Genomic DNA, 25,717 nt, shown 5'->3' with positions numbered 1-25,717 from the left:
TGGATGGGACATGGGACCAACGAGCATGTGCGGGCCCAGGCCATGGTGATTGATGAGCTAGAGGTTGACGACTCGTGGTGGCGCGGCCTGAGGCGTGATGTCGAGTCTGGGCATGCATAGCAGTGAAGAGCGCAGCCTTGCGTTCGCAAGTTATCTCCGGATGCCGGTCGACTCAGGCCGGCCGCACAGCATTGAGACTGGTCGGCTATTGGGGAGGACCAACGACACCTGGTTGGCCTGATCCGCAGAGCTTTGTGGATCACAGCTGGGACGAGCAGGAGCGGGAGGATGTGGCCGACTACCTTACGCAAGGCTTTGTCTTCAGGGCGTTCGGTGGAGTCTCGATGTGCCGTTTCTGCGGGATTGGAAACGGTGAGGTCGAGCTGACGGACGGCAGTTGGTACCGGCCTGAAGGGCTCGCGCACTACCTGACGGATCACGGTGTTCGTTTGCCGCAAGTATTCGTCGGTCATGTCAACTCTGAGTTGGAGTTCTTGGAAGACGCAGGCACTGACACCGATTGGTGGAAAGCTCAAGGTGGCTCAAAGCCGGAAGTGGTCGAAGAGTCGTGACGGACGTGAGACGGCGGCTCGCACGGGACTGTTTGGTGGTCATCGTGGGTGGTGAAGTAGTTTGCTGACACCCTCAGATGAACGTCGGCGTCTCCTGTCCGACGATTCGACAGGAGTAGCGGCTCAATCTGCTATCGAGTTGTCCGCCTACTCTGCGGACAGCGCTGATCTCCTCCACCGATGTCGTCAGGTGCTGGAGGTTGTACTCCGCTACGGCGAGAGGGATTGGCCAGCCCTCGCCGAATGGCAACGAGAACTGCCGGACTGGTTCGTACTCGCATCTGGTCCTGAGCAGTCGGAACAGGAAGACCATGAGTGGCTTGTCTGGTGGAAGTCGCTCCCGCCAGATCAGCAAAACGAAATCGAGGATCGGCAACCATGGGCCTTGTCTGAGTGGCTTGAGTGGTTGCGTCCGTCTGAGCGGACCTGGTACTGGCTCGGCGCCGAGCAGGCGAGCACAACTTTGCTGAAGGTGTGGCTCGATACGCCTGGCTCGCCGGCACCGGTGGGGGCGCTCGAGTGGCTTCTGAAGGCGGCAGGCGCAATCGAAGTGGTCGAAGAGTGACGGATGGGAGGCCGCGGCTCGCGCGGGATTGTTTGGTGGTCATCGTGGGTGGTGAAGAGGTGCCTGGGGTAATCGTCTACGGGCTCTTGCCGCGGGGGTCGCGGCGGCCGGGGTTTCCTTCGGGGGCTTGGATTCTGGCTGACGAGGTTTGTGACTGGACGCTCTACGGGGAGGTCTGGGAGGTGGCGATGTGGGAGGTGCCGATCGCCATCTGGCGGACTGGCGATGAGTTTGTCGTGGCTGTGCGGACGACGCTTGCGGCGGTGATCGCGGGTGGTTGCCGGGTTGCGTGGGTTGGGGCTGAGGGGCTGCCGTTCTGTGATCCGCCCTCGCTCTTGCACCCGGACTGCATGTCCGGAGGGGTGCTGGCGTGGATGACGGACGACGGCTCCTTCGAGTGTCCGCTGGACCCGGATCTGCCGCTGGCGCCGGTCGGCGATGAGCGTCTTCTCGCGCTCCGGAGACACGCGCGGGGGCTGGCGGACGCGGAGGTAGGGAGTGGATGACACGGCGGAGTTCCTTGAGCAGTACCGGGAGTTCATGGATTCTCGGGGGCGAGGGCGCCCGCTGCCTCCTACCGGAGTGATCGCGCAGTGGGAGTCGTTCGCCCGATGATCGCGGGGGATACTGCAGGATTCCGAGCTTGCGAAGTACGAGCAGGTGGGTTCGGGCCGAGATCGAGGCGATTGACGATCGGTATCGGGCCCTGCTGACTGAGCAGCAGATGCGGCCCGGCGCGGCTTGGTGGGAAGCAAGAGTTCCACGGTTCGACGGGCGGGCGTTGGCTGAGGACATCCGGTCCTTGTACCGACTGGAGATCGAGGTTCGAGAGCTGAGCTGACGCCGCTGAAGGCGCCACATCTCCGGGGAGGTGGAGTTCGGCGTCGGGTGGGGAGGTTTTGGTCAGGGCGTGAATGGTGTCAGGCAGCTGTGGGTTAGGGCTCATTCGAAGTCTTCGTGGGTGAGGGCATGGTCGTCAATCTGGGTTAGAGGGTGGTTAGTAGTAGGTGTAGGGCTAGGGCGGTGATGAGGGTGCTGGAGAGTAGGGCTGTTAGTAGGCGGGCGGTGGGGGTGGTTAGGAGGCGGCCTAGGAGGGCGCCGCTGGTGGCTAGGGCTAGTTGCCAGGAGGTGGAGGCGATGAAGGCGGCTAGGACGAAGGCTGATTCTTCAAGGTGGGTTGGGGTTGTGGCGTCTTGGCTGGCTAGGACCAAGGCGGTGAAGTAGATGATTGTGGTGGGGTTGAGGATGGTCATGGCGAGTAGGGCGAAGTAGGCGCGGGGTGGGCTTGGGGGAGTGGTTGCCGAGGCGTCGGATGAGTGCAGGCGGCGGTGGTGGGTGATGGCTGTGGTTGCGCTGCGGGTTGCCAGGGTTAGGAGGACTAGGACCGAGGTCCACTTGAGGGGGATCGTGATCGGTTCTATTAGTGGGGACAGGGCTGAGCCGCCGAGGGTGGCGATTAGGGCGTAGAGGCCGTCGGCTGTTGCTACGCCTAAGGCGGCGAATGCTCCTAGTTTTAAGGAGGTACGGGCCGTGAGGGCTACGAGGTAGGTCGCTATGGCGCCTACTGGCATGGCGATGCCGTAGCCGGCAAGGAGACCCGCGACCAGGGCGGCGGTCATGACCGCGAGGTGGCTGGCCTCCGCGCTCGGCCGGTCTGCTGCTGGGCCCGCACCGAGAGGTCGGTGTAGGTCAAGAGCAGAAGGGCTTTCGTCGTGGTCATAGGGCGATGATGGCGGTCCGCGGATGGCGCGGGCAACCGGATTTCAGAGCTGGTGGGCGTGGGCTGTGGTGGGGGCCAGGAAGAGGAGGACGGGACGGCCGGTGTTGGGGAGTAGGTCGGTGTAGGTGTGAAGTTGGGGGGCATAGTGGGCGATCCGGGCGTCGAGGGCTTCGGCGGGGATGGCGTCGGTTTTGTAGTCGACGATGATCAGGGTGCCGTCGTCTTCGCGGTAGATGAGGTCTACGAAACCCTCCAGGACGGTGCCGTCTGGTTGGAGGGTGCCTACGTAGGATTCGCGCCAGTGTTCGCGGGCTGCTGCTCGTTGGACCACCTCTGAGGCGAGGGCCGAGCGGACTAGGGCGGTCACGACGTCGGCGTACTCGACTACGCCTTCGGCTAGGCATTGGGCGGCGACGGCGGCGTCTAGGCCGGCGCCGGTGGCTAGGTCGACTACTTGGAGGACGCCGTGTACTGCGCGGCCGATGGCCGTGCCGTAGCGGCCCTTGGACCAGGGTGGGAGCTCGACGTCGCGGGCGGCCTTGGCGGCGCCGGGGTCCGAACCTTGGAGAGCAACGTCGGGGCCGGTGCCCTCGAGGCCGGAGGCGCTTTGGGCGGAGCGTTTGCGGCTCGCTTGGCGGGCGTCGGTGATCCGGGCTTCCCACTCCTGGCGGTTGACTGGCGGGCGTACCTGCTCGACGTGGTTGGTGCTGGTTGTCGCCGTGACCTGAGGGCCGGTGAAGAGGGCCGGGTTGGCGGCGGTGGCGGCGTCGGCCGAGGCGAAGAGTTCGGCGTTGCTGGAGTGGCGGCGGGTGCCCGAGCGGTGGAGTGAGATGACGAGGTGGTCGCGGGCGCGGGTCGTGGCGACGTACAGGAGACGGCGGCGTTCGAAGTCGTCCATCTGCTCGTCGACGGGTTGGACGAGGTCGAAGTCTTCGGTTTGGACGGAGGACTTGAGCTTCACGGCGTACCCGCCGTCGGTGGGCCAGAGGACCTGTACGCCGCGTTGGCGGTTCGGGGCGGCGGTCATGCCGGAGAGGATGACGATGGGGAACTCGAGGCCCTTCGCGGCGTGGATCGTCATCACCCGTACCGCGTCGGCGTCGGTCTCGGGGAGGACGGCTTCGGCGACTCGTGATGCTTCTTCGCCTTGGTGTGCGGCCCAGGCGAGGTACGAACGCAGGCCGCCGTGTTCGACCTCGGACCAGGCGCGGGCCTGGTCGACGACGAAGCGGACCCGGCGCCAGGCGTCGCGGGCGCGTGGGCCGGTCGCGGCGACCTCGAGCATGCGGCGGTCGGCGACGATCTTGGCGAGGACTTCGCTCGGGGTCAGCCAGCGGGAGGCGTAGTACGTGCGGCGGAGCCACTCCATCGCTTCGCCGACCGGGTGGGTGAGGAGGGCGTCGGGGACGGGGGCGGTGAGGTTGAAGGAGCCACCGGATCGCTTCCACGTGAAGAGGTCGTCGTCGCCGCAGCCGAAGAGGGGGGAGCGGAGGGCGGTCACCAGGGCTAGTTGGTCGCTGGGGTCGCCGAGGGCGCGGGCGCAGGCGAGGAGGTCGCGGACCTCGGCGGTTTGGTAGACGAGGGAGCTGGCCTCGGCGCGGTACGGGATGTCGGCGCGGTCGAGGGCTTCCTCGAGGAACGGGAGTGAGGTGCGGGCTGGGACGAGTACTGCGATGTCGCCGGCGCCGGCTGGGCGCCAGGACTCGGTCTTGTCGTCGTAGACCTGCCAGTTGTTGTTGAGGGCCTGGTCGATGACTGCGGCGACGTCGGCTGCCTCGCGTTCGCGGAGGACGGAGGCTTGCGCGCGGGGGAGGTCGTCGTGCGGCTCGGCTCCGAGGATAGTTACTGCTGGGCCGGCGCTGGATTGGGCGGTACTGAGGTGGCCGGCGAGTTGGCTGAGGGGCTCGTTGGTCGCGTCAGACGGAGTGGGCACCGCGGAGAGGTGCCGACGGAGCGGGGTGACGCTGGCGAGATGCGTTGTCGCGGCAGGCTCGTCCACCGACGCGTCGCCTGAGGCGTCGGAGTCGCCGGGGGTGCTGGAGAAGTCGCCGGACTCGCTCGGCTCGCCGGACCCGGATCCGCCGGACTCGCCGAACACGGTCGATCCGTCGGAGTCGGTCGGCTCGTCGGAGAAGTCCAGGAAGGAGAGTTGGTCGCCGCTCACCGGAGTTGTGTGGTCGGGCGTGGGGTCCGGCGAAGGCGTAGTGGGTGCGGGGGTATCGGTGACGGCGGTGAGGGTAGGGGCTGCGGCGGCGGAGGGGCGGTGGGGGGTTAGGGGGTGGTAGGTGGGTTGGGCGGCTGGTTCGGGGGTGATGAGGGTGGTGAAGACGGTGTTGATCCAGTCCAGGACGTCGGGGACTGTGCGGAAGTTGGTGGTGAGGGTGACTGTGTCGCCCAGGAGGTCCTGGGCGGTGAGGTAGGTGGCGATGTTGGCTCGGCGGAAGCGGTAGATCGACTGTTTGGGGTCGCCTACTACGAACAGGCTGCCGTCGGGGATTTCGACGTCGCGCCAGTCGGGGGCGTCGGCGTCCGCGCCGCCGGCGATGCGGACTGCCAGTTCGATCTGGATGGGGTCGGTGTCTTGGAATTCGTCGAGCAGTAGGTGGCGGTAGCGCTCTTGGAGCGCCGAACGCACGGCTGGCTCGCGGCGGAGGAGGTCGCGGGCGAGTACCAGGAGGTCGTGGAATTCCAGGCGGCCTTCTGCCCGGCGGAGTTCGGCGGATTCGAGGACCCGGACGGCCAGCCAGTGAGAAAGGTGCCGTAGGCAAGCATCCAGGAGCAGCTCGACGAGCGAGCCGGCGACGTCGACGACCTCGGTGCAGTCGGCGCGGAGTTTGGCGATGTCGGGCCAGTTCTCCTTGCGGCCGATCCGGCCGACCTTCAGGCTGCGCAGGGCCTGCAGGTGCGCGAGCTGAGTCTCTTGATCGGTGGCGGCTTCGAGGGTGAGGCCGAGGTTGTGGATCTGGCGGACCTTCGCCAGCATCCGGTCCTCGGCATCGAGGCAGTCCGCCATCGTCGAGCCGATCTTGCCGGCTGCGGCGATCAGGCCGCTCAGGTCCGGCATCGCGACGAGTTCGGGCGGATCGACCAGAACGCGATCGCCGATCAGGTCCCAGTCGTTGCCGAACAGCCGCGCGAGCGAACGCAGGTGCTTCAGCTCGACGCCGACGGCCATTGCGAGCAGCAACGGTTCGGCGATGGTGTCGTCATCCAGCAACTGCTGTTGCAGCTCGGACCAGCGCTCCTCGAAGGCGACCGAGGAGCCGACCTCGTCGAGGACGTCGATCAATGGCGGCAGGCCGGCCTGGATCGGATGCGCGAGCAGGATCTGCTGGGCGAAGGAGTGCAGGGTCCCGATCGACGCCGAGTCCAGATCGTCGAGCGCATCGTCGGCCGCAGCCCGGGCCGGGCCCTTGCGCGCCTTCTCGAACTCCACCCGCAGCCGGTCGCGCAGCTCGGCGCCGGCCTTCTCGGTGAACGTGACGGCCGCGATCGTGCTCAGCGGTACGCCGTCGCGCAGCACCAGCGTGATGACGCGCTCGACCAGCGCGTGCGTCTTGCCCGAGCCCGCACCGGCCTCGACGAAGAGCGTTGAGGACGTGTCGGTGCGGATCCGCTCGCGAGCGTCGGCATCCAGGAGCTCAGACATCGGTCGGCACCTCTTGAATCGGAGCAGGCGAAGCAGGGTCGAGAGGAGGGGTGAGTGCCGTTGGGTCGATCAGGCGGACCAGGCGGTCGAGGGTGGGGTCGTGGCGTTTGCGGTCCCAGCGGGCTCGTACTTCGCTGTGGCCGATGCCATCGGGGTTGCAGTAGGGGCATTGCACCCAGAGGAAGTCGGGGATCTCCGGTGCCTTGGCGGGGAAGTAGCCGGCGGCGATCGAGGAGACGATCACGTCGAGCGTGTCGACGTACCGGGCGGCCACCTCCGTCGTCAGCGGGACCGGGATACGACGGCCGCCTCGGCGGACGAACCAGTACGACGCCTCGACCGGTGTCGTCGGCTCACCCAGGCGGGCGCGAGCCGCATACGCATAGACCGGAAGTTGCAGCTTCGTCCCGGCCGCCACCGGATCCGACTCGATCGACTCGTACCGGGAGAAGCCACCTGTCTTGACGTCGGTGACGTAGATCGTGCCGTCCTTGCCGAGGTCGACCTTGTCGGCGGACCCGCGCAGCAACACCCGGCCGGACGGCACCGGGATCTCCACCGGCGGCTCGCCGTCGTAGCCGAACCGCAGCTCGCTCGCCACCACCGAAGCGTCATGCTCGGCACGCCATCGCTCGTCGTCGGTGAGCAGCACCAGCAGATCGCCCAGGATCCGCAACCGCTCGCGCTGCCACAACCGCGGATGCCCGGTCAGCCCCTCGGCCTCGAACCGGTCGGCCAGCTCCGCGCCGATCGCCACCAGCAAAGACCGCTGCTCAGCTGTCCACGGCTCTCCGAAGCCGGGCAGCGAACCGCTCAACCGGTTGACGAAGGCATCGAGGCTGTTGTGGATCAGATTCCCCACCTGCAAAGGCGAAATCACCAGCAGATCCTCGGGCGCCTCCAACGGCTCCACCTGCAGCAGCCGCTCGACGAAGTACGCGTGCGGACAGGTCGCATACGACTCCAGCGACGTCGGCGACGCGATCCGATCCTCGAGCGCGTAGTCGGGCAAGCCCGGTACCCCGGACAGGTTCCCGTCGAAACGCGTGAACTCGTCGCCGCCCCGAGCACGCAGCAACACCCGAGCCCGATCGACCACGTCGTCGGCCAGCGTCAGGCCCGCCGTCAACGCGCGCACCCGCCAGTCCTGCTCGGTCGCCGGCAAGGTTGTCGTGGTCAACGATCCCGCGTACGACGCCGAGGTCAGCAGCCGATCGCCGTACGCCGCCTGATCCCACTCCGTCGCGGCCAACGCGTGGTCGCCGGTGATCGACCGCAACGTGCCCAGCAACCATCGTGTCGGCAGCCGGCGCGATGATCGGCGCAGATCGCCGCGAGGAAACGACGCGACGACCCGCGAGGCACCAGAGGAGAACGCGACGAGCAGGTGCCGTTGCTTCTCGTCGAGCCGATCGCGGAAGGATGCAAGCTCGGGCGCCGCCGCCTCGCGCACGCGGTGGGGGAGCAGCGCATCCTCATGCACCTTGCCGGGATACAGGTCCTCGGACAGGCCGACCACGAACACGAGATCGACCGACAGTCCGATGCTGGCCGACAGCGGCGCGACCAGTACGCCGGTGCCGAACGTCCCGACGCGTGGCAACGACTGCTGCAATTCGAGATCGAGGACATCTCGTAGTACCGAGAGGCTGGCCGGAGTGCCGAGCTCGTCCAGTGTTGAGAGGCCGCGCAGCGAACCCTCGACCGCGACCGCCGCATACTGCTCCTCGACGGGCAGGGCCGATGCATCGCCGAGCAGTGCTTGGAACAGCCCGAGCACTGAGTTGGCGAGGTCCGACCAGGTCCCCAACTCCGAGGCAGCGAAGAGCCGCCGCCGCAGCTCGACGGCGAACTCGTGCAGCTTCTGCCCGTTGCCCGCGTTGTACTGCGCGCGCCGGATCACCCCCGCGATCGGGTCATCCGACGCCTGCTCCTGCTCAGCCGTCCGGCGCTCGGACTCCACGTAACGCCTGAGCCGCTCGTCCCAGTCGTCGCCGCGCACGACCCCGGCGACCCGCGACAGGCGCTCCCATTGCGGCACCGGAATCCGCTCCCCAGTGAAGTCGCGCGTCGGCGCGTTCGCCAGCGCGCGGAACAGATCGGCACGCGGCAGATCGTGATCCACCAGAGCCAGTACTTCGAGCAGCGTCCGAGCAATCGCTCTTTCGTGAACTGGCCGCGTCCCGGGCCCGTTGACCTCGATCTTCGCGGCCGCCAGATGCTCGTGCAGCAGTCGGGCGTACGGCGTCGATGCGGAGTACAGGACTGCGATCCGATGAGCGGGCGTTTGTTTCAGGGACGCGACCACGTCCCGGACGACGCAGCGGACCTCGTCATCGGCGTCGGACGCGTTGAGCACCTCGGTGGCGACCGGGTAGTTCTTGGAGATCGACGTCGGGAGGTCGATGCCGATGCGCTCCAGGGATCGGCGGACTGCGCGGTCGGCGCGGCGGACGTCGGTCAGGCCGACGATCACCGTCAGGTCGGCGGCGGCGTCACCGAGCGCGGAGACGAAGCCGGCCTCGGCTTGGGTGAGCTCCTGGGGGAGGTACAGGATCAGGGCGCCGAGCTCGGCGACGACACCGGGCTCGCAGCGGGCTGAGGCGGCGTGCAGTAGCTCGGTCTCGTCGTACCAGTCCGGTAGGAGCTCGTCCGTCACATGGCGGTGGAGCCTGACCAGGTCCGGTCCGAGAGTCGATGCTGACGACACCTTGTCGAGTGCCGACGGGGAAAGATCGCGGAGCTCGCGGTGAGCTGCAGCAAGCGCTTGGATTGTTGAGGGATGGTCGGCGACGGCTTCGAAGACGCCAGGCGCTTTGGACAAAGCGGTTCGCCAGGTGGCGGCGACGATCGGGCGGGTGGCTGGTCGGCGGGGCGCGAGGGCGCCGGCGGAGAGTTGCTCGGCCAGACGTGGCAACGTCGCCAGGTACAGGGCGCCGATCGTTGTCCTGGCCAGGAAACGGCGGGCCGTGACGCCGGCCAGGTTGTTGGGGAGAAGCAGCGTGACCGGCTTCATCGGGTCGTCGGCCTTGAGCGCAGTCACGACCTCGCCGAGCTTGGCGAGGGCGGCAGCGCCGTACGCCGTGGTCTCGATCCGGGTCGCGCTCATTCGAAGCCCCTTCCTGACTGTCGCAACAGACGCTAGACCAACCGGCCGACACTTTCCTGAACCCCCGGCCAAGACTGTGGAAAACAAGGGAAGGAAGGAAGCGAAAGGAGGGGCCGAGGGGACGAAACGCCCGCAGCTGAGCGGGGATCGCGATCGGCTCGGACAATGAAGGAATGACCAAGGAGAGCAGCGTCGCCCGCGTACTGCTGGTGCTGGTCTTCGCGCCGTCCGGCGGCTTGTTCGGCAAGGCTGTCGCCGATGCCGCCGCGGGCCGGGAGTGGTGGCCGTGGCTGGTCGCCGCGCTGGTCTGGCTGGTGCTGTCCGGACTGGTCTCGGTAGCGGTTTCGAGCCGGTTCGACGATGAATACCGCGACGAGCACAGATAATGCTCCGATGGCCGCCGCTGTGCACCACATCGAGATCTGGGTCCCGGACCTGTCCCGGGCATTGAACGACTGGGGCTGGGTGCTCCACCAGCTGGGCTGGAAGGACGGTGACGGCTGGCCCGGCGGATTCAGCTGGAAGTCCGGGGCCGACAGTTCGTACATCGTCGTCGAGCAGAGCCCGGCCCTGTCCGCCGACGTCCACGACCGGCTCCGTCCCGGGATGAACCACCTGGCCCTGAACGCGGCCAGCCGGGCCGAGGTCGACACGATCGTCACCGAGGCCGCAGCGCACGGCTGGACGCTGATGTTCGCCGACCGGCACCCCTACGCCGGCGGGCCGCAGCATTACGCCGCATTCCTGCATAACCAGGACGGCTACGAGCTCGAGATCGTCGCCCCCGGATAACCGATCGGTTGGTGAGACTTCTGGTGCCTGGAGTGACGCACGGGACTGCTGGTGTGACATGGTTGGCGAAGGCATTCGGTTGGTCGCGGGGCGAAGGTGGAAGGACGGTGCTCGTGACGGAGCAGCCTGACGGGAGTGGCACGCCCGCACCACCCACAGAGACTGCGACAGTTCCAGAGGTTCTAGAGGCACGGATTCGCGGCCTCCAGTTCGCGCTCGGGCAGTTGCTCGACAACGCGCGTCAGCTCACTCGTGGCGAGCATCAACGCGCAGTACAGCTGCATCGTCAGCTACAGGCCGAGACTGCCGCCGCGCGCCGTGAATCGCGCGGTCTGGTCGAGTCCGCCACCTCGGAGGCGTTGGCCACCGCGGAGCCCGCCGCGCGCATCCTGGCCGACCGGCTGGCACCCGGACTGGCATCCATTCCCCCCAACGACGCCCGCTGGCGAAACCGCCAGTACATCGGCGCCGGCACCCCGTCGTACGTGCGAGTCGGAGAGCTCGAAGCCGGTACTCCGGTAGTCGCGCCCCTCTTGCGCACCAACGGCTGGCGGGTGACCGCCGACCGCAACGAGTCGGCCCGACGGCTGCTGCAGAGCGTCGCGTTGCGGCTGATCGCGTCGGCCGAGCCGTTCCGGTTGCGGATCGACGCGTTCGACCCGCGGCTGACCGGGATGATGGGGCTGCTCGGGCACTTGACCACGAAGTACCCGCAACTGGTGCCTCGGGCAACGCATACCGCGGATCAGTTGCACACCGTGCTGTCCGGGCTGGTCGACGTCTCGTCGTTGCGTGCCAGCAGGCAAGCACAGTTGGGGCACAAGCATTTCGAGGACCTGGTCCGCGAGACCGGGCGGGTGACCGATCCGTACCGGCTGATCGTGCTGTTCGACTACCCGGCCGGGATCGACCAGCTGGCTCAGCGCGACCTCGTGCGGCTGGCGGCGACCGGCGCCGATCGCGGCATCTGCTTCCTGGTCCACCACGACCCGTCGAGCACGGGCGAGCACGAGATCGACGCCCGGCAGTTGCTCGATCTGCTCAATCCCGTTGCCATCGCCAACGAGAAGGTCGAGATCTCGCAGCTGCCGAACGTACCGGCGAAGCTGGATCCGGCCTTCGACGCGGGAGTTGCCGCGGGCATCTGTGACGTCGTCGCCGAGCTGGCCGAGATCGCGGTACTGCCGACGATCGACTTCAACCGCACCCTTCCGGACAGATCGACCTGGTGGCAACCGGTCACCGACGAGCTGAGCACGGTCATCGGGTACGACGATCGCACGCCGGCGCTGGTGCGGTTGCGCAGCGGCAACCCCGCCCTGCCGCATGTGCTGGTGGGCGGCGCTGTCGGGCAGGGCAAGTCCAACCTGCTGCTCGTGCTGATCCATGGTCTCGCCGCGCGCTACGACCCGGCGGATCTGGAGATGTACCTGCTCGACTTCAAGCACGGCGTGGAGTTCTCCGCGCTCGGGCCGGCCGGCGAGCGGGAGCATTGGCTGCCGCATGTGCGGGTGCTCGGGGTGCACAGCGACCGGGCGTTCGGGCTCGCGGTACTGCGGCATCTGTCCGATGAGCTGGCCCGGCGGAGCGAGATCTTCAAGTCGCATGGGAATGTGGCCGATATCGCCGAGCTCGAGCCCGGACCTGAGCGACCGCCGCGCATTCTCGCGGTGCTGGATGAGTTCCAGGTGCTGCTCGAGGACGATGACGAGCTGGCCGACGAGGCGGCGCGATTGCTCGAGCGGTTGGTACGGCTCGGGCGGGCGTACGGCGTGCATGTCGTGCTGGCGACGCAGACGATCGAGGGCGTGAAGCGGTTGTCGACGCGGCGCGACTCGATCTTCGGGCAGGTGCCTTACCGGATCGCGTTGAAGACGACGCCGGCTGACGCGCAGGCGATACTGCGGACGGGCAACACAGCCGCGGCGGAGCTGCAGTTCCGCGGCGAGGCGGTGCTGAACGCGAACTTCGGATCGCCCGACGACAACCAGCACGTGCTCGTCAGCTTTGCGGACAAGGCGGTGCTGGATGATCTGCGCCGTGAGTTGTGGGTGAGATCCGGTACCACGCACCCGCCGCGCATCTTCCACCTGGCCGAGCCGGCGCGACTGACCGACACTGCCGCCGCGGTGTCGCCTGAGCTCGGGCGGCCGTGGACCGGGCTGCCGATCGCGGTGACCGAGGAGCCGGTGTCGGTGGAGGTGCGGCCGGAGCCTGGCGCTGGGGTGCTGGTGCTCGGTGACGGGCCTACGGATGCTCTGGGGGTGTTGACCGGGTTGGCGGTGTCGGCCGCTGCGGCTGCTGTCGTGCCGCCTCGGTTCATCTTCCTGGACGGCACGGACTCGGCGCCGGTCGTTGCTGAAGGCAAGCATGCGCTGGTCGAGACGCTGCGGCAGCTCGGATGCGAGGTCGAGACGGTCGACAAGCATGCGGATGTGGTGCCGCGGTTGTTCTCGTTGCGGGACACGGTGCGGGACGGGCAGGTTGGCGGTACTACGTACTTGCTGGGGTTCGGGTTTCACGGCGTACCGAAGATGCAGACGCATGCGGAGGGGTTCTTCGAGAGCCCGGCCAATGCGCTGCAGGACATCGTGCGGGACGGGCCTGCGCAGGGGCTGGTCACCTTTGGGTGGTGGAACCGGTTGCACGTGTGCACTGAGCAACTCGGGTACGGCCGCGCCAATGTGGCGACGCATGTGTTCCTGAGGCATCCGCAGGACGGAGTACGGGCTGTTGCCGGGCCGCTGGTGCGGTGGGCGTCGGAACCGCATCGTGCGCTGCTGTGGGACGGGTTGCACCCGGAGGCGCAGGTCGTCGTACCGTTTGCGCCGCTGCGGGCCGATGAGATCGACCGGTGCCTGGAGTTGGTGCGGCGATGAAGACTGAGCAGCAGCAGTGGACCGAGTACGCGCGGGCGCTCCGGCAGGTCGCAGGGGCCCGGGCGGACGCGCAGCAGGCGCAGGACCGGCTCACTGCGCACCGGTCGAAGGCAGAGGCGACCGCCATGGCGGAGGCAGACGCCATGGCCGAGCGGGGGCGCAAGCTGGAGATCCGGCTCAATGCGCTCGCGGAGAAGGCAGCCGAGAGCCTGCAGCGGGCGGGGCTGCCGCCGGATGGCAAGCGCGCCTCCATCCCGTTGCCGGACATGCGCGGTATGACTGACATGGAAGCGGCCGCTGCGAAGCTCACCAAACAGCTCGCGGAGACCGTCGACAAGCTGGAAGAGGTACGCAAGGCGGCCCGGGCGGATCAGGAGCGTCGCAAGCGCCGTACGATCAGCGCCGTCGAGGTACTGGTCGGCTTCGTACTGGTCTGGGTAGCGAGGGGATCCCTCCTGGTCGGCCTGGAGGCCGCTGCGATCGCGGCGGTCACCCTGCTGGCCGCGTCGCGGGTACTGGGCCTGCCTCGACTGCCCGGCGCCCGCTGGTGGGGCTGGGGCGGGGCAGCCCTGGTAGTAGTCCTGATGGCAGCAGGACTGCCGTGGTGGCTGGCGGTGCTGGTACCGGCCGCAGTGGCCGGCACGGCGATCGTGCTGCCGAAGAAGCGCAACCCCTAGGAAGAGGCAGTAAGTGTCCGACGTACAGCGGCTCAAGGAACAGTTGCACCAGGTCTCCGCCGAGGCCAAGCAAGCAGCTGGCGGCTTGGCCGGGTTCAAGCTCCGCTTCATCCAGCACAGCGCCCAGGTGGAGAGTCTGATCGCCGGTACGGCGACCGGGGTGGACCGCGACATCTCCGAGATCCTCGACGCGGCCGGCAAGGCGGTCGAACAGGCAGCGGAGGCATTGGAGATCGCCTCGGCCGGCTGCAAGAGCTACGCCGACCAGATCTAACATGCCCTCCGACCTGCAGCGGGTGGCGCGCGGACTGGTCGAGTGCCTGAACGAAGTACCCGCTGTGGTGGCGCACCTGCAGCGCACGGCCGAGCGGTGTCGCGAGAACGCGGCACTGGCGATCGCTGCGTCGCAGGGGCAGGCGACTGTCGCCGCGCAGCAGCTGGACGCGGCGGCGCGGGCTTGCGAACAGGCCGCCCATTACCTGTCGATGGCGCCGCCCAAGACGAAAGCCTGGGCCGAGCGCCTCGTCGGCGCGCCGCGCTCCAGCGACCGCCCAGACGCCCAGTCCGCCGACCGCAACCGCACCACCGGCGGCTCCTCCGACCTAGCCACCCGCGACCTCTTCGGCCGGGTCACCCGCTTCTCCTTGCCCTTCAAGCCGTTGGAAGACTCCGAAGACTTCGAGCCCCCGCTGATCACGGTCGCCCGCAAGGCCTTCGAAAAACTCCGCAAACAACAGGAGAAGGACGCCGAGGAGTACGAGCAGCCGGAAGAGCTCGAGTTCGAGATCCTGGTCACCGAGACCGGCGAGCTGGAGGTCTTCGAGGAGATCGAGCCCCCCGAAGACCGCGACTACGAAATCAAGGTCGAACTCGACAAGGCGGCCGGCGAGCTCCTCAAGTCGATGGAAGAGTCCGGCAAGCAAACCTGGACCGCCGCCACCATCCTGATAGAACCCGACAAGGTCACCGCCACCTTCACCTACCCCGACGAGCGCCCACCCACCCCGGCGCCCCCGGTGATGATCGACGTCCACCTACCAGAACCGGGCGACTTCGAGGGCCGGCCGCCAGAGGCCATCGAAGTACCAGAAATAGACACCGCACTCGACGACGTCGCGGACTTCGACCCCGCGGTGCATCCGCGCGCTTTGGGCGATGACTTCGCACCCGGGGTGCATGACCCGCACAGCAGCTTCGTGCCGAAAGAGCTGAGAATCGCCGAGCGTCTTTCCGGCGAGGGGTGGCGCGTCGATGCGAGGCTGATCGACAACAGGTCCGATGGTCCGGACCCAGATGCGATGGCACGCAAGAGCCGCTTTGATCGAGGTTCGGTCGTTGAGTTCAAGACCTTGGAGACCAGCAGGATCGAGACGGTCAAACGCAACATTCTCAAAGCCGGGCGGCAGGTGCGCGCGGTCGACGGCGAGGTAGTCATCGACGGCAGGAACGTCGAGCTCGGCGAGGATGCCGCCCGGGAGGCGTACCGCGCGGCGGCGAGGCAGCAGGGAACGACAGTTGCCAGGGTTGTGCACCTGATTCTCGGTGATGGACGGATGATCACGTATGCGAAGGAGAACTGATGGCCACCGATGAGAGCATTTTTCTGCAGCTCGACGAGGAGCCGGGGCAGGTGGCTGGGTGGCTGGTTGGGGTGTTGGGGCTGGAACTGTTGCAGGGCGGGCAGGACGAGGACGAGGTCGGACTGCGGGGGCGGGCGGCGACAGTGGATGGGTGGCTGCGGGTGTCGGTCGGTCGGAATATCTATGAGTCGCCGGATGACGAGCCCGGCGAGATTCAGGCGATCGACGGGTATCCGATCGAGATCGGGATCCGGTTGAAGCCGGACGAGGTGTTGCGACGGGAGGCTCGGCTGGTGTTCGACAAGTTGGTCGAGGCGCGGCCGGAGGTACCGATGCTCCTGGTCCACGAGGTGACGATCCTGGACGCCGCGCACCTCCCAGGAACCGGCACCCAGTACTTCGATGAGCCGGTGACCGTCGATGCGCCGGATCGGGACAAGTGGCGGAATTGGGTGCGGGTAGATGGCTGACGAGTACAGCGTTTTTCTTGGGACTGAGTTGGGTGTCGAGGAGGTCGCTGGGTTGGTGCAGGGGGTGCTGGGGGCTGGGGTTTCGGTGCATGGGAATTGGCATGTGCTGGGGGAGCTCGAGGCGGGGGAGGCTCAGGCGATTGATCCGTATGCGGTTCAGGTTGATCTGGTGGGTGGGGGAGATGAGGCTCGGGCGAGTTTCGAGCGGCTGGTCGGGTTGGGGATGCCGTTGTTGTTGGTGGAGGACGTGACTTATCTGGTGGCGGCTTATCTGCCGGATGCGGGGACGCACTACTTCGCGGCGGGGGTCAGCATGGATGAGCCGGATCTGCCGCAGTGGCGGGACTGGGTTACCGAGGTGCGGGAGGGATGAGAGCAGCCGCGCCGCCCGGGACTCCGGACAGCGCGGCAGCGAGCTACTTGATGGCTGGGGCCCTGGAAGTGATCCGGGAGGTGACCGAAGTGGCCATGTCGAGGTCGCCGGGGCGAGCGTTGCCGGTCAGGTTGGCCTTGTCGAGGTCAGCGCCTTCCTGGGTGACGACCCAGCGGGAGCCGATGCTCTGACCGTCCGTCGGCGAGATGATGATGTCCTGCCGCTGGCCGTGCCGCTCGTAGCCGATCGCGCGGCCGTGTTTCCCGGCGATGGTCACCACGTCGTCGATGAGGACGATCCCGGGGATCTTGGCGGCTGCCTGGTAGAGCGCGGCGCGCAGATCGGCCGGCGCGACCCCCAGCTCCAGCACGGCGGCGATCCGGCCGAAGGCGATCTCGTCGGGGGGCGTGTTCTCCACCCGGGCCTGCTCGAGCGGATTCGACGGTGGGTGGTCGAGGAGCGGTGCGTTGCGCAACGCCGTGAGCAGCTTGTCCGGGTCGCGCGGCTGCCGGGCGAGGAACTCGGCGGTCGGAAGTGACCAGCCGGGAATGCACGGCCGGTTCAGCACTTCTGGGGAGAGGCTCGACTGGATGATGATGCCGTGGCAGTTGGCGGCGTAAAGCGTCGGCTTTGGATGCGTGAACAGGACCGGCGCAAGCCTCCGTGCAGCCGCCCTGGCCTCGGGAGTCGTGAACTCGACCTTGGTGAGCTCTTGGGTCTGCAGCGGATGCCTGCGGGTGGTCGGGTCGGCAGGGATCCACTCGTTGGTTGCGCCGTTCACCATGGCCCGGTACTTCTTGCCCGGCCCGAACTCGTACATGCGGCTGACCTCTGTGGTGACCAGCCGGTACTGCCCCGGGCGGATCGGCGTGTCCGGGCCGGCCTTGACCAGGGCTGCCGCGTTGGCGAGGAAGGTGCTGGCGTCGGCGGCCGTACCGGGCAGAGGGCTGCTCTCGTGGCCAACCACGTCAGCTGCGAGGAAGCCTCCGGCCAGGGTGAGGGCCAGGCCGCCGGCGACGAGCAGGCGTCCCCGGGTGACGCGGCGGCGTACAGGTGGTGGGGTGAACAGGCGTTGGCGGGCGCGGGCCAGGGCTAGCGGGTCAGGGGCCGGTACGTCGTCGCGGATGCGCTTGAGCAGGTCGATCTCGGTCATCACAGGTTCTCCTCGAAGTCGGGGCCGAGCGCGGAGCGGAGGGCTCGACGGGCTCGGTGGAGGCGGGACCGGACGGTCCCGATGGGCAGGTCGAGCGCGAGCGCGATCTCGGCGTAACTGAGGTCCTCCCACGCATAGAGCAGCAGCACGTCCCGTTCCACCTTGCGCAACCCAGCCAGTACGCCGGTAAGCGCACGCGTAGCCACCGCTGCGTCCACACGGGCGGCGACGTCCGTACTGAGCGGGTCACCGTGTTGCTCGGAACCGGCCGGCTCCGAGCGGGCATACGCGCGGTACTGACGGACCTCGTCGCGCCGTCGACGATGGATCAGGTTGGTGGCGATGCCGTACAGCCAGGGCAGTGCGCCCGCAGGCGAATCGACGTACCGGTGCCTGCGTTCGAAGGCGACCAGGAACGTCTGCCCGAGCAGGTCGTCCGCTTCGGCCGTCCCGAGCCGCCGAGCGACGTACCGGTGGATGGTGACCGAGTACCGGTCGAACAGCCGGGCGAAGTCATCAGGTGTCTCCCCGGCCTCGATCAGCTCGCCATCCGACGGTGGAGGGGGCTCGGCCGGAGCTGTCTCGGTCACTAGGCGGAGTGGGTGCATACCTGCTTCTGCCCGCACGGCCGCATCCGGTTCCCGCCCCATCCCGCCAGCCTGCCACCTAGCAAGGTGCAAAGCTGCTCAGCGGCGGTACCGGTCGGTGTAGCGACCGGGGTTCAAGGTGGTGGGTGGTTTGGTCTCGATGGTGCCGACGCCCGCGTTGGAGGCCCAGACCGTGGCCTCCCAGATGACTTTGCCGTCGGCAACCGCCTGGAGCTGGCAGCGGGTGACGTCGAAGATGTCGATGTGGCCGACGATCTCGGCGTCGAGGATGCGGAAGCTGAGCCGGGGCGCCGCGGGGGCGGCGGTGGGGTTGCCGATCCGGCCGTCGCCGAGGTGGACGTACGGAGTGTGTACTTCGTGACTCTTCCAGCCCTTGGCCGACGCCAAGCCGATGTCACCGACCGACGGAAACACCTTCACCTTCTGCAGATACACCGCGGTGTCGCTGGTCACTGTCGAGTCGGCCATCGCGGTGATCGGCGTACCGCCCTCGCTGATCATCCGGCCGGCGTGCCACGGATGGGTGTGACCGAGTGGCGTGCTGCCGCGTGGCCAGTGGATGACGCCCGGCGAGCCCTGGATGATCGCGTACGTCCCGTCGGCCAGCCGGGCCAGCCCCCACTCGCGTCCTTCCGGGCTGAACTTCGGCGGCAGCGAGACGCCGATGTCGGTCAGCGCGCTCGCGTCGTTGCTCGCCAGCCGCCGGATCAGCGCCTGCCCTGCCTCCTCATCGACCACCGGCCGCCCGATCGGCTGATGCAACGCCTCCAACCCACCTAGCGGCACCGGAGGAGGAGTCAGCCGGCCGTCACCGGTGTCCCCGCTCGGCGTCGTGTCCTGCGCGGTGGGATCCGGCAGTCTGCTCAACCCCGAAGACCCGGCCTCAGCACCCTCAGGCTGCGTACGTGCCCTCAGCTCCGCAGTGTGCCGTGCGACGAAAGCCTGGAACTCCTCGTACCGCCCCAGCAGGAACTCGGCCGTCGGCGCATCCAGCGCCTCACCCGGGTTGTCGTACCGCGCCCCCGACTTGTGCGCCCCCTTCGCCTCGCTGCCCAGACCGCCCGGCCGTGCCTCGGCCCCGGTCGCCGCGCGATCCACCCGATAGACCAGATCAGACCAGTTCTTGAAGAAGTTCAGCGACGGATCGGTCAACCCGGCCGACTCGACGATCACGCTGAAACGATTGACGTACTTGAACAGCTCGTAGCTGCGCATGGCCTCCAGTACGCCGCCCGCTTCGCGGATCGCATGGCCAGCCATGTCGAGCTGATCCAGCGCCGCCTGATAGTGCTGATGCGGCCCCGACAACGGCTGGTTCAGCGCGAAGCCCTTCACCCCACCCGGCGACAGGTACGCGTCATCGCTCATCGCATTGGCCAGCATCTGCTGGTAGGTAACCTGCTCGGCCAGTCGCGCCTTCTCGGCCGGATCCGTCGCCGCCTTGAGCTGGGCCAGCAACTTGTCGCCCTCGACCAGCGCATGGTCGCGTACCGCCTGCCGCGCCTCATCGCCAAGCCCGGCCAGGATCTCCACGCGTTCCGGAGCGATCCCAGCCGGCAGGTCCTTGAGCAACAGCCCACGCTCGGGCCCACTAGCGTTCCGCAGCCGCCGTGCGGCGTTGAGCGTCTCGACCTCCATCGTCACCCGGGACTCCAGCGCCGCCCGCGCCTGCGGCGGCAGTCCCTCCAGCGCTTGCGTGTACGTCCCGATCCGGGTGGCGTCGACCATCAACCCCATCCGGTACTTCGAACGCCACCCCGGGTACAACCCATCCAGAAACGCCTCGGCCGCCAGCAGATTCGTACCGGCGTTCTCGCCCGAAACGCTCAGATCGACATCGCTGATCGCCTCCGTGCTCGCGCCACCCAACGGCTTCGCGTCGAAGTGCTCACCCAACTGCTGGACCAGCTGCCGCCGATGCTCCTGCACCCGCCGGATCAGCTGCTGGCGGACCCCTGGCTCCAGTCCGGCCCCGATCCCGGTACCGGCGTCCAGATCGCGGATGCCTGTCTCCCAGCGTTCCATCCCGGCCACGAATCCCTTCGCAGCCTCGGGATTGCCGTCGAGGACCGCCTGATGCAGCGCCTGACGGGCCGGATCCGTGGCAGGCAGTCGCATCGCGCTGATCGCGGACGAGACGGTATGGATGCCGACGGCAACGAGTGCGCCCTGCCCGGCGCCCGCCCCGGCGGCCTTGATCGACGTCTCGACACCGTTCTGGATGCCCTGCCGCCAGGTCTCGTCCTTCGCCACCGTCTCGACCATCCCGGACGCGCCACCGGACAGACCGCCTTCGAGCGACGTCCGCAGTACGCCGACCGCGGCCGTCCCGTGGGCCGTCCTGGCAAGGGCGCCGACCGTCGGCCCCATCGCGTCGAGCGCGGCCGTGCTGATGCCGCGCGCCGCGACGCCGCCGAGCACGTTCATCACCCCGTCGGTCGCACCGGCCGCGAACGCGACGGCGCCGTCCGAGCCGAGCACGTCGAACCGGTCGCCACGAATCACCTTCTCGGACAGGACTCGCGTCAACGCCATGGCGGCCGCGGCCCGGGCCAGCTGGGCGGCGACGATCGGACCGGCGGCGCCTCCGGTCAGGACGGCGGCGATCACGCCGACCGCGATGTTGACGACCATCGAGGCCGTGTTGGCGAACTCGTCGCGCGCGGCGGTGTAACCGGTGAGCGCGTTCGAGGTCTTCGCGATCTGCTTGTCCAGCTCGCTTCCGGACGGGCCGGCGGCCTTCTGGGCGAGCTCGCGTTTCTCGTCCCGCAATGCGTCGCCGGTGTCGGTGAACAGGTCGAAGAAGCCGCTGCTCTCCCGGTCGACCGCCTTCTTGAGCCAATCGGCCTGCTCCTGGGCGCTCTGGTCGCGGGGGCGGAGTGCTGCCTCGGCGCGGTTCTGCTCCGACGAGCTGAGCGCGCCGAGGGCCTTGTCGCGGAATCCCTGGTCCTTGCTGAGCACGTGCCGGTCGGAGTCGGTGGCGAACTCCTCGAGCAGCAGGAAGAGGTAGTCCTCGTCGTCGCTGACCATGCCGATGCAGTAGTCGAGCCGGGCGCGCAGATCGGTGCCGAGGACGATCGCCAGGTCGCGCTTCTCGCCGACGACGGTGTTGGCGGAGACGTAGAGATGGAAGGGCGACTTCGGGTCGTTCCAGGCGTCGCGGAAGGCCTTCCAGGCGGCGGGTTTGGCCATCTTCAGCGTGTCGAAGACCGTCAGGGTGTCGACGCCACCGAGTCCGCGCAGACGCAGGACGAGGGGATCGCTGAGGATCGCCGGGTCGGTCACACCAGACGACGAGAAGCCAGGCTCATCAGGACCAGGCGGCGCCGGTACGGCCGTAGCGCCCGGCGCTGGGGTGGTACTGGCTGGCCCTGGAGCGGTACCGGCCGGTGCCGGGGCCGTGGGGTCGGGGGTGAGGAGCATGGCGCGGAGGCGGGCGTGGTCGGCGTCGCTGAGGTCGCCGGTGAGGCCCTTGAGGCCCAGCGGATCGCCGGGGGCGTCGACCTCCTTCAGCAGCGCCGCCTTCTCCGCGGGGCTGGCCTTGCCGACCGAGTCCCAGATCAGCGCGTTGTTCGTCCCCAACCCGTGCGTCGCGGCCTTGACCAGCGCGACCAGCCCCTGGTCAGCAGCCAGCTTCTTGAGCTTCTCGTCGTAGCCGAGCAGCGCGAGCGCGTGCCGGTAGTCCTCGCCGTCCATCTCGGCGCCCAGATCCTCCAGCAGTACGCCGTGCCCGTTGGGGGTCGCGGTGTACTTGCGCAGCTCGTAGTCGCGGTACTCCTGCTCGATCGTCGCCCGCTTGCCGGCCGTGCCGAGCGCCTCGAACAGTTTCGCTTCGTCGGTACCGATCTGCTCCATCGCGATCACCAGCTCGTCGATGTCACGAGGCTTGCCGAACTTGAGGATCGCGTGCGCCCGGATCAGCTCGTGCCCGTCCAGGTCGTCGTCGAGCGCGACGTCCAGCGTCTCGCCCGCGAAGCGGCTGTAGCCCGACAGGTCGTCCAGCCGTCCACCGCCGGCGACCTCCGTCCACTTCTTCTCCGGGTCGCCCTCGGCGTGCGCGTCGCCGAGAACGCGCCACAGCGTCGGCAGGTCGGTACCGGCGCCTTCGAGCGAGATCAGCAGCTTGGTCATCGTCCGCAACGTGCCCGTGTCGAGGTAGTCCCGGGCCCGGACGGCCTTCTCCGCGGGCAGGGTGGCCAGGTCGCGGTACAGATCGAGCTTGTACTGACTCTGGTACCCGGCCTTGAGCTTCTCGGCCGAGGGGAAGTTGGCCAGCAGCAGGCGCAGTACGTTCTCCACCCGGTCGTCGGACATGCCGCCGACATGCAGGGTGGAGTAGATCGTCTCGAGCGTCCCGTTGATCTCGGAGTCCATCGCCTGCGCCACGGCCGCGTTGCCGGCCGAGGCCTGCAGCCCGAGCAGGTTGGCTGCGGCAGGACTCAGCGCCGCACTCTGCGGTCCGCCAGTCTGCCGGGCCGGTCCGGCAGAGTCCTCCCGTTGATCCCGCAGTTCCCCCATTCCACCGATTCTCCGGATCCATCGGGAGCGGTCCAGAGCATCCGGCGCAGGCGGCGGGGGCCCGCCCGAAACGCGGCCCGATCGGGCAACGGGCGGTCTCGAAAAAAGATCTCCCGAATCCGCGTCATGAAGCCGTCACCGGTTCGTCACTACGAGTGAACCCATCCCCACAGGGAAGTGGAAGTGATCGAAGTGAACGACAGCTATTCGATGCCGCTGATGGGAACCCCGACAGGCGGCCGCCGCACGCCTTCGACCGGACGCCGGGTGCACTGATGTCCGGGGATCCGGCGGGAGAACAACGTCGCCGCGTACGAGTGTGGTTCGGGGACCACGTCGTCGCGGACTACCGGGCGGAGGCCGATGTGGCCGACCGCTATGCCGCCGCCATGTCACGCCGGTTCGCCGGCCTGAAGGTGACGAGTGAACCGATCCCCGACGCGGATCCCGGTGGCCGGGCGCTGCCGGGTGAACGGCTCTGGGAGGTCGCGCCGAAATGACTGCCCGTCGCTTCCGGCTGATCCGCCACCACGACGTCTCCGGGGTGAGTGGTACCGGGCCCGTCGCCGAGGGCGTTCAGTTCACCGACGAAGCCGTCGCGCTGCGCTGGTACGGCGACTATCCGACCACCACCGTCTGGGACAGCATCGACTCGGTGATCGCCATCCACGGTCACCACGGCGCCACCGAGATCGAGTGGCTGGACCCTGACCCGGGGCCGGATCCGCAGCTGCCCAAGCGTGCCGATCTGCCGCCCCAGCCCTGGCCGGACCTGCACCCGGCCCCCGAACCCCCGCCGGACGAGTTCCAGTCCGGCCGGCAGACCACGACCGGATCCGGCGCCGCGGACCTGGTCTGACCCGAACGGGCCGGCGCCGAACTCCCTCCGGCGCCGGCCCCGTTCAGCCTTCAGCTCATCTCGGCGGTCTCCCGCAGATCCAGGTTGCGGAAGGTCGTCGGCCCGTCGCACAGCTCCATCATCCGGGTGGCGAACTCGGTGGTGTCCGCGCGCTCGGAGTTGGCCATCGCCTCCTCGTAGGAGGCGAACTCGACGATGTTGAAGTAGTGGCCCGGGTTGTCCCGGTCGGCACACGCCATCATCCGGACCGGCGAGGAGCCGGGACCGGCCGCCTCCCGGTTCTTGCGGAACTCCTCACCGAGTGCCCGGACCTCGTCCGGTCTGGAGGTCTGGAACTCGATGATCTGAACGAAACCAGCCATGATTCCCCCTGCTGTCTAGTACTCCTACTGCCGACAGTGCGCCTGCCCCGCGCGCCCCGCAAGTGGTGACGGACAGTTATGACGCGACGGGGACGGGAGGACACTGAGCGTGTCTGCCCTGGGCAGAGGGGGTGGGATTTCTCCATGCCGCCTGCTTGGCTTGGGGCGTGGACATTCTGATTCTCGGCGGTACGGCGTTCCTCGGGCGCGAGCTCGCGACGCAAGGGCTCGCGCGTGGGCATGCGGTGACCTGTCTGGCGCGCGGTGAGAGCGGTGCGGTCGCGGCGGGGGCGACGTTGGTCGCGGCCGATCGGAGCCGGCCGGACGCGTACGAGGCCGTCCGGGGGAAGGGCTGGGACGCGGTTTTCGAGGTGTCGTGGCAGCCCGGGTTCGTGCGGGAGGCGTTGGCAGCGCTGAAGGACGACGCCAGGCACTGGACTTACGTGTCGACGGGCAACGTCTATGCGGCGTTCGACGTACCGGGGGCGGACGAGTCGGCGCCGTTGCGGGAGGCAACCGATCTGGAGGTCGTCGATCGGGAGCTGTACGGCGAGGCCAAGGTGGCTTGCGAGTTGGCGTCGGTGGCTGCAGTCGGGGATCGTCTGGTGATCGCGCGGGCGGGGCTGATCGGTGGGCCGGGGGATACGAGCGATCGGGGCGGAGCGTGGGTTGCTCGCGCGGCGCGGGCACCGGAGGAGCCGCTGCTCGTGCCGGACACGCCTGACCTGGCGACGTCGGTGATCGACGTACGGGACCTGGCGTCCTGGCTGTTGGACAACGCCGAACGCGGTACGACGGGAACCTTCGACACCGTGGGTCCCGTGGTGCCGTTCGGCGAGTGGATCTCGTTGGTACGTGAGGTCGGCGGGCATACCGGGCCGGTCGTACTCGCGTCGCAGGAGTGGCTGGAGGAGCAGAAGGTCGAGCAGTACATGGGGCCGGAGTCGATCGCGATGTGGATCACCGCGCCGGGGTACGAGGGCTGGTCGAACCGCAGTGGGGCCGCGGCTGCCGCGGCCGGGCTGAAGCATCGATCACGCAAGGAGTTCCTGGTCGACACCCTCGCCTGGGAACGCGAGCTCGGCCTCGACCGCGAACGGAAGGCCGGCTTGAGCCCGGCTCGTGAGCGGGAGTTGATCGAGGCCGTGGCACAGTAGCGGTATGCGGCTGCTGCTGATCTCGGACACTCATCTGCCGGCTCGCGCGAAGAAGCTGCCCGCTGCCGTGTGGGCAGCGGTCGACGACGCCGACGTGGTGATCCACGCGGGCGACTGGGTGAGCGTCGAGCTGCTCGACGAGTTGACCGAGCGTTCGAAGCAGTTGATCGGCTGCTGGGGCAACAACGACGGACCGTTGCTCAGGGCAAGGCTTCCGGAGGTCGCCCGGGTCACGCTGGACGGGTTGTCCACCGCGGTCGTGCACGAGACCGGTCAGGCGAAAGGTCGCGAGGAGCGGTGCGAACGCGCCTACCCGGACGTCGACCTGCTCGTCTTCGGGCACAGCCATATCCCGTGGGACACGACGTCGCCACGGGGATTGCGGCTGCTCAACCCGGGGTCGCCGACGGATCGGCGCAGCCAGCCGTACTGCACCTACCAGACGGCCGTGATCGAGTCAGGCCGTCTGACAGAGGTTGCGCTGCACAACCTTTAGTGTCCCGTAAGCGGGACACTAGGCGCTTGCGGCTTCCTTCACACGGGTCTTGATGCGGTCGCGGACCTCTTCCGGGGTGTACGACTTGCGCTTGCGCTCGCCTCGCGCGATGACGACGCCAGTTGCGGCGACGCCGACGAGACCTGCCAGTCCTACGACCTTCCATGCCTTCATGTCA

Annotated in this window: 24 protein-coding genes; 16 read left to right on the top strand and 8 right to left on the bottom strand. The window is 68.0% G+C overall.

The genetic code is table 11. From position 1 onward, the window contains the following. Window positions 1–122: 122 nt before the first annotated feature. From ABD768_RS38395 to ABD768_RS38380, 4 genes are all read left to right on the top strand, one after another. Entirely contained in the window at window positions 123–572 is a 450-nt protein-coding gene (locus tag ABD768_RS38395; RefSeq protein ID WP_344849162.1) for a hypothetical protein, read from the top strand. Window positions 573–762: 190 nt separating this feature from the next. Continuing rightward, on the top strand, window positions 763–1,137 hold the full coding sequence (locus ABD768_RS38390) for a hypothetical protein (RefSeq protein WP_344849160.1): 375 nt from the start codon (window positions 763–765) through the stop codon (window positions 1,135–1,137). 35 nt (window positions 1,138–1,172) lie between these two features. Next, a complete protein-coding gene (locus ABD768_RS38385) occupies window positions 1,173–1,643 on the top strand; it encodes a hypothetical protein (protein ID WP_344849158.1) in 471 nt (156 codons plus the stop codon). 137 nt (window positions 1,644–1,780) lie between these two features. Continuing rightward, window positions 1,781–1,978 carry a hypothetical protein gene (locus tag ABD768_RS38380; protein WP_344849157.1) on the top strand — a complete coding sequence of 66 codons (198 nt, stop codon included), beginning with the start codon at window positions 1,781–1,783 and terminating at the stop codon, window positions 1,976–1,978. Window positions 1,979–2,123: 145 nt separating this feature from the next. Here the strand turns inward: ABD768_RS38380 and ABD768_RS38375 are convergent, their stop codons facing one another. From ABD768_RS38375 to ABD768_RS38365, 3 genes are all read right to left on the bottom strand, one after another. Continuing rightward, the gene (locus ABD768_RS38375; RefSeq protein ID WP_344849155.1) at window positions 2,124–2,756 is read right to left on the bottom strand and encodes a LysE/ArgO family amino acid transporter; all 633 of its coding nucleotides are present in this window, start codon (window positions 2,754–2,756) and stop codon (window positions 2,124–2,126) included. A 144-nt stretch (window positions 2,757–2,900) separates the two neighbouring features. Continuing rightward, window positions 2,901–6,506, bottom strand: coding sequence for a UvrD-helicase domain-containing protein (locus ABD768_RS38370; RefSeq protein WP_344849153.1), 3,606 nt, complete (start codon window positions 6,504–6,506; stop codon window positions 2,901–2,903). Further along, window positions 6,499–9,615, bottom strand: coding sequence for a PD-(D/E)XK nuclease family protein (locus ABD768_RS38365; RefSeq protein ID WP_344849151.1), 3,117 nt, complete (start codon window positions 9,613–9,615; stop codon window positions 6,499–6,501). The genes ABD768_RS38370 and ABD768_RS38365 overlap by 8 nt, the downstream gene beginning before the upstream one ends. A 173-nt stretch (window positions 9,616–9,788) precedes the next feature. Here ABD768_RS38365 and ABD768_RS38360 point away from each other — a divergent pair, with 173 nt between their 5' ends. From ABD768_RS38360 to ABD768_RS38325, 8 genes are all read left to right on the top strand, one after another. After that, window positions 9,789–10,001, top strand: a complete 213-nt coding sequence (locus ABD768_RS38360) for a hypothetical protein (RefSeq protein WP_343966399.1) — start codon at window positions 9,789–9,791, stop codon at window positions 9,999–10,001. A gap of 7 nt (window positions 10,002–10,008) precedes the next feature. Further along, entirely contained in the window at window positions 10,009–10,407 is a 399-nt protein-coding gene (locus tag ABD768_RS38355; RefSeq protein ID WP_343966397.1) for a VOC family protein, read from the top strand. Between the two features lie 113 nt (window positions 10,408–10,520). Further along, window positions 10,521–13,286, top strand: a complete 2,766-nt coding sequence (locus ABD768_RS38350) for an FtsK/SpoIIIE domain-containing protein (RefSeq protein WP_343966395.1) — start codon at window positions 10,521–10,523, stop codon at window positions 13,284–13,286. Continuing rightward, entirely contained in the window at window positions 13,283–13,963 is a 681-nt protein-coding gene (locus ABD768_RS38345; RefSeq protein WP_343966393.1) for a hypothetical protein, read from the top strand. Before ABD768_RS38350 ends, ABD768_RS38345 begins: the two co-directional genes overlap by 4 nt. Window positions 13,964–13,976: 13 nt before the next feature. Beyond that, entirely contained in the window at window positions 13,977–14,237 is a 261-nt protein-coding gene (locus tag ABD768_RS38340; protein ID WP_164592782.1) for a hypothetical protein, read from the top strand. Window position 14,238: 1 nt separating this feature from the next. After that, the gene (locus ABD768_RS38335) at window positions 14,239–15,543 is read left to right on the top strand and encodes a hypothetical protein (protein ID WP_344849147.1); all 1,305 of its coding nucleotides are present in this window, start codon (window positions 14,239–14,241) and stop codon (window positions 15,541–15,543) included. Continuing rightward, window positions 15,543–16,013 carry a hypothetical protein gene (locus tag ABD768_RS38330; protein WP_343966389.1) on the top strand — a complete coding sequence of 157 codons (471 nt, stop codon included), beginning with the start codon at window positions 15,543–15,545 and terminating at the stop codon, window positions 16,011–16,013. Before ABD768_RS38335 ends, ABD768_RS38330 begins: the two co-directional genes overlap by 1 nt. Then, window positions 16,006–16,386: a hypothetical protein gene (locus ABD768_RS38325; protein ID WP_344849145.1), complete on the top strand. Its 381-nt coding sequence runs from the start codon at window positions 16,006–16,008 to the stop codon at window positions 16,384–16,386. Before ABD768_RS38330 ends, ABD768_RS38325 begins: the two co-directional genes overlap by 8 nt. Before the next feature lie 43 nt (window positions 16,387–16,429). Here ABD768_RS38325 and ABD768_RS38320 read toward each other — a convergent pair whose 3' ends face one another. The 3 genes from ABD768_RS38320 to ABD768_RS38310 all read right to left on the bottom strand — a co-directional run bounded on the left by ABD768_RS38320 (window position 16,430) and on the right by ABD768_RS38310 (window position 22,665). Then, the gene (locus ABD768_RS38320; protein WP_344849144.1) at window positions 16,430–17,539 is read right to left on the bottom strand and encodes a CU044_5270 family protein; all 1,110 of its coding nucleotides are present in this window, start codon (window positions 17,537–17,539) and stop codon (window positions 16,430–16,432) included. Then, window positions 17,539–18,129, bottom strand: coding sequence for an RNA polymerase sigma factor (locus tag ABD768_RS38315; protein ID WP_344849142.1), 591 nt, complete (start codon window positions 18,127–18,129; stop codon window positions 17,539–17,541). The genes ABD768_RS38320 and ABD768_RS38315 overlap by 1 nt, the downstream gene beginning before the upstream one ends. 96 nt (window positions 18,130–18,225) lie before the next feature. Next, window positions 18,226–22,665: a hypothetical protein gene (locus tag ABD768_RS38310; protein ID WP_344849140.1), complete on the bottom strand. Its 4,440-nt coding sequence runs from the start codon at window positions 22,663–22,665 to the stop codon at window positions 18,226–18,228. 275 nt (window positions 22,666–22,940) lie between these two features. On the opposite strand from ABD768_RS38310, the gene ABD768_RS38305 reads away from it, so the two are divergent. Then, entirely contained in the window at window positions 22,941–23,165 is a 225-nt protein-coding gene (locus ABD768_RS38305) for a hypothetical protein (protein WP_343966379.1), read from the top strand. Further along, window positions 23,162–23,524, top strand: a complete 363-nt coding sequence (locus ABD768_RS38300) for a hypothetical protein (protein WP_343966378.1) — start codon at window positions 23,162–23,164, stop codon at window positions 23,522–23,524. Before ABD768_RS38305 ends, ABD768_RS38300 begins: the two co-directional genes overlap by 4 nt. 50 nt (window positions 23,525–23,574) lie before the next feature. Here ABD768_RS38300 and ABD768_RS38295 read toward each other — a convergent pair whose 3' ends face one another. Then, the gene (locus ABD768_RS38295) at window positions 23,575–23,886 is read right to left on the bottom strand and encodes a hypothetical protein (protein ID WP_343966377.1); all 312 of its coding nucleotides are present in this window, start codon (window positions 23,884–23,886) and stop codon (window positions 23,575–23,577) included. A 167-nt stretch (window positions 23,887–24,053) separates the two neighbouring features. Here ABD768_RS38295 and ABD768_RS38290 point away from each other — a divergent pair, with 167 nt between their 5' ends. Both ABD768_RS38290 and ABD768_RS38285 read left to right on the top strand, forming a co-directional pair. Beyond that, complete coding sequence (locus ABD768_RS38290) at window positions 24,054–25,043, top strand: Rossmann-fold NAD(P)-binding domain-containing protein (protein WP_344849137.1); 990 nt, start codon at window positions 24,054–24,056, stop codon at window positions 25,041–25,043. A 4-nt stretch (window positions 25,044–25,047) separates the two neighbouring features. Next, window positions 25,048–25,539, top strand: a complete 492-nt coding sequence (locus ABD768_RS38285; RefSeq protein ID WP_344849135.1) for a metallophosphoesterase family protein — start codon at window positions 25,048–25,050, stop codon at window positions 25,537–25,539. Between the two features lie 18 nt (window positions 25,540–25,557). Here ABD768_RS38285 and ABD768_RS38280 read toward each other — a convergent pair whose 3' ends face one another. Further along, window positions 25,558–25,713: a hypothetical protein gene (locus tag ABD768_RS38280; RefSeq protein WP_328325882.1), complete on the bottom strand. Its 156-nt coding sequence runs from the start codon at window positions 25,711–25,713 to the stop codon at window positions 25,558–25,560. Window positions 25,714–25,717 lie beyond the last annotated feature (4 nt).

The sequence above is a fragment of the Kribbella ginsengisoli genome, assembly GCF_039537185.1.
Classification (GTDB): domain Bacteria; phylum Actinomycetota; class Actinomycetes; order Propionibacteriales; family Kribbellaceae; genus Kribbella; species Kribbella koreensis.
This window is presented reverse-complemented; position numbering and strand designations above follow the sequence as displayed.

Bases quoted from the DNA above. Each gene is read 5' to 3' on its own strand.
- ABD768_RS38370 (WP_344849153.1), bottom strand. From the start codon at position 6,506: ATGTCTGAGCTCCTGGATGCCGACGCTCGCGAGCGGATCCGCACCGAC.
- ABD768_RS38355 (WP_343966397.1), top strand. From the start codon at position 10,009: ATGGCCGCCGCTGTGCACCACATCGAGATCTGGGTCCCGGACCTGTCC.
- ABD768_RS38375 (WP_344849155.1), bottom strand. From the start codon at position 2,756: ATGACCGCCGCCCTGGTCGCGGGTCTCCTTGCCGGCTACGGCATCGCC.
- ABD768_RS38305 (WP_343966379.1), top strand. From the start codon at position 22,941: ATGTCCGGGGATCCGGCGGGAGAACAACGTCGCCGCGTACGAGTGTGG.
- ABD768_RS38280 (WP_328325882.1), bottom strand. From the start codon at position 25,713: ATGAAGGCATGGAAGGTCGTAGGACTGGCAGGTCTCGTCGGCGTCGCC.
- ABD768_RS38345 (WP_343966393.1), top strand. From the start codon at position 13,283: ATGAAGACTGAGCAGCAGCAGTGGACCGAGTACGCGCGGGCGCTCCGG.
- ABD768_RS38295 (WP_343966377.1), bottom strand. From the start codon at position 23,886: ATGGCTGGTTTCGTTCAGATCATCGAGTTCCAGACCTCCAGACCGGAC.
- ABD768_RS38335 (WP_344849147.1), top strand. From the start codon at position 14,239: ATGCCCTCCGACCTGCAGCGGGTGGCGCGCGGACTGGTCGAGTGCCTG.
- ABD768_RS38330 (WP_343966389.1), top strand. From the start codon at position 15,543: ATGGCCACCGATGAGAGCATTTTTCTGCAGCTCGACGAGGAGCCGGGG.
- ABD768_RS38310 (WP_344849140.1), bottom strand. From the start codon at position 22,665: ATGGGGGAACTGCGGGATCAACGGGAGGACTCTGCCGGACCGGCCCGG.
- ABD768_RS38360 (WP_343966399.1), top strand. From the start codon at position 9,789: ATGACCAAGGAGAGCAGCGTCGCCCGCGTACTGCTGGTGCTGGTCTTC.
- ABD768_RS38325 (WP_344849145.1), top strand. From the start codon at position 16,006: ATGGCTGACGAGTACAGCGTTTTTCTTGGGACTGAGTTGGGTGTCGAG.
- ABD768_RS38365 (WP_344849151.1), bottom strand. From the start codon at position 9,615: ATGAGCGCGACCCGGATCGAGACCACGGCGTACGGCGCTGCCGCCCTC.
- ABD768_RS38320 (WP_344849144.1), bottom strand. From the start codon at position 17,539: ATGACCGAGATCGACCTGCTCAAGCGCATCCGCGACGACGTACCGGCC.
- ABD768_RS38285 (WP_344849135.1), top strand. From the start codon at position 25,048: ATGCGGCTGCTGCTGATCTCGGACACTCATCTGCCGGCTCGCGCGAAG.
- ABD768_RS38300 (WP_343966378.1), top strand. From the start codon at position 23,162: ATGACTGCCCGTCGCTTCCGGCTGATCCGCCACCACGACGTCTCCGGG.